Origin of the sequence: Streptomyces apricus (assembly GCF_008369065.1) — a bacterium.
In the GTDB taxonomy this organism is placed as follows: Bacteria; Actinomycetota; Actinomycetes; order Streptomycetales; family Streptomycetaceae; genus Streptomyces; species Streptomyces apricus.
The window spans coordinates 1-2,455 of the sequence record NZ_VDFC01000157.1 but is presented as its reverse complement, the minus strand read 5'-3'; the positions used below and the strand labels follow the sequence as shown (position 1 = coordinate 2,455).

Annotated in this window: 2 protein-coding genes; both read left to right on the top strand. The window is 74.6% G+C overall.

Annotation, left to right across the window (positions count from 1 at the left end; translation table 11 throughout):
- Window positions 1-826 (top strand): zinc ribbon domain-containing protein (locus FGF04_RS38805; protein ID WP_235882743.1); only part of this gene is annotated, 826 nt, incomplete at its 5' end.
- 184 nt (window positions 827-1,010) lie between these two features.
- Window positions 1,011-2,321 carry an FG-GAP repeat domain-containing protein gene (locus tag FGF04_RS38800; RefSeq protein ID WP_149516092.1) on the top strand — a complete coding sequence of 437 codons (1,311 nt, stop codon included), beginning with the start codon at window positions 1,011-1,013 and terminating at the stop codon, window positions 2,319-2,321.
- The last annotated feature ends 134 nt before the right edge of the window (window positions 2,322-2,455 follow it).

The following is a 2,455-nucleotide window of genomic DNA, read 5'->3' as shown; positions in this document are numbered from 1 at the left end:
CGTCGCCCCGGTGCTGCCGGGCCGCCCGGTCGCGGACCGCCCCCAGGTCCGCGCCCCGGGCCCGGTCACCGGCCCGGAGACCGGCCCGCCGTGCCCCTGGTGCGGCACCCCCAACCGGCCCGACCGGCACTTCTGCGGCCGCTGCGCCATGCCGATGGCGGGCGGCCCGCGCCCGCCGGAGCGGCAGACCTGGTGGCGCCGGCTGCTCAACCTGCGCGGCACCGAGACCCCGTGGGCGGGCGACCGCCCCCGCCTGCGCCGCGGCTTCGGCCGCATCATGAACTGGGTCGTCGGCGCCGTCGTCCTGGGCCTGATCATCACGCTCGTCGTCAACATCGGCGACGGCGTGGACGCCACCCGCGACCACTTCGCCAAGCGCGCCTCGGTCGCCCCGGACAGCGTGCGCGCGTCCCGCTCGTACCCCGGTCACAGCCCGCAGCTGGCCTTCGACATGCTCAACAACACCTGGTGGGGGCCGGGGGTCTCGCAGTCCGGCGAGGGCGAGTGGGTGGAGGCGCGCTTCGAGCAGCCGACCCGGCTGCTGGACCTGATCATCACCTCGGGCACCTCGACCAAGGTGGAGCAGTTCCAGCAGTCGGCCCTCCCGCACCGCATCGAGGCGAAGATCACCACCGCCGACGGGAAGACGAGCACCCGGATCATCAACCTCGACCAGACCGCGGGCGGCCAGCGCCGCAAGTTCCGGGTCGGCGCGGCCGTCAAGGTGCGGTTCACCCTGCAGTCGGCCTACCACGCCGACGCCAAGAAACAGGTGGCGATCGCCGAGATCGAGTTCTTCGGCCGCTCCAACAGCAGCAACTCCTGACCGGAGCCCCGGTGCCGACCGGGTCCCCGATGTCAGCCGGATCCGCGGTACCGGTTCGGGCGCTTCGCACCGTTGCGTCCGGACCGGTCCCGCGCCGGACGTCCGTCCCTGATGACTTATGACCTCTCCCCGTCGCATCATGTGCAGGTTGTTGTCCCCCGAGGCGGTCGAGGTTGGCGTGGCCATGGAGAAGAGCGGGATACGGGTGGCGGGCGCCGTGGCGGGCTGCGCCCTGCTGCTCGCGGGCTGCGGCGGGACGGGCGGCGGGGACGGCTCCGACGCCGCCCGGCGTGATCCCGTGACGGTCGCCAAGGCCCCCGCGCGGATCCCCGTACCGCTGGGCAGGGGCAGCAAGACCGCCGACGACGACTTCAACGGCGACGGCCGGCGCGACCTCGTCCTCAACGACCTGGTGAAGCGCGACAGCCACGGCGACGACGCCGGCATCGGGATCGTCTACGGGTCGGCGGACGGACTCGTCCCCGCCGCACGGCAGTTGCTGAGCCCGGAGCGGCACGCGGCCGCCACCAAGGGCCAGTTGCCCGCCGTCTTCGACGCCGAGGCGACCTGCGACCTCGACGGGGACGGCTTCACCGACCTCGTCGTCTCGACCGATCCGCCGTACGACGGCCAGGGGCAGCCGCCGGTGCCGCTGCAGATCCTCTTCGGCTCGGCCCGGGGGCTGGCCGGCAAGGCCGTGAAGCTGACGATCCCCGCGCAGGCACGTTTCGGCAACGACTGGCCGGACCAGCCGGTGTGCGGCGACTTCGACGGCGACGGCGCCGCCGACCTCGTCGTGCACGCCTCCGACGGCCGCCTCAGCCACCTGCGCGGGCCCTTCACCCGCAAGGGGGCCCCGAAGGCGGCCGGCGCACCGGTCGCCTCGCCCGGCAACGTACCGACCGCGCCGGCCGTGGACGTCGACGGCGACGGCTACGACGACCTGCTCGTGCGTACGGCCGAGGGGACCGGCACCTCCGGCTCCTCGCTCGTGCGGGGCGGTCCGGCGGGCCCCACCGGCACCGCGGTCGCCCTCCCCAAGGGCATCGACGTCGCCTTCGGCCGGTTCGGCCGGGGCAAGGGGCTGGACGCCGCGATCGGCACGATGCGCGGCACGGCCCTGCGGTACGAGGTCCCGGGCACCCTGCGCGGCGAACTCGCCGTCGCCGGCACGGTCCTGGACGCCGGGGACTTCGACGGCGACGGCCGGGACGAACTCGTCTCCAGCGGCTCGCAGCTGAGGATCCTCAGGAGCGGCGAGGACGGGCTGTCCACGACCGGGATGGTGACCGTGCAGCCGCCGGCCCGGGGGACCACCCGGGTCCTGACGGTGGCCGACTACGACGGCGACGGCCGGGCGGACCTGGTGGTGCGCACCCACCCGTCGGACACCGAGGACACGGTCGCCGTGTACCCGGGCGCGAAGAAGAACCTGATCGCCCGCGAGCCCGCCCTCACCTTCTCCACCTCGGCGTTCCTCGGCACGGAGGAATGAGACGCGCGGGAGCGGGGCGCGCCCTGCTCACGGCCGGACGCCTCCCGTCGAACATCGTGGCCCTGCTCGCCGGCGCCTGTCTGGTCGCGGGGTGCACGGGCGGCTCCCCCGGCGGACCCGCCGCCCCCGGGAAG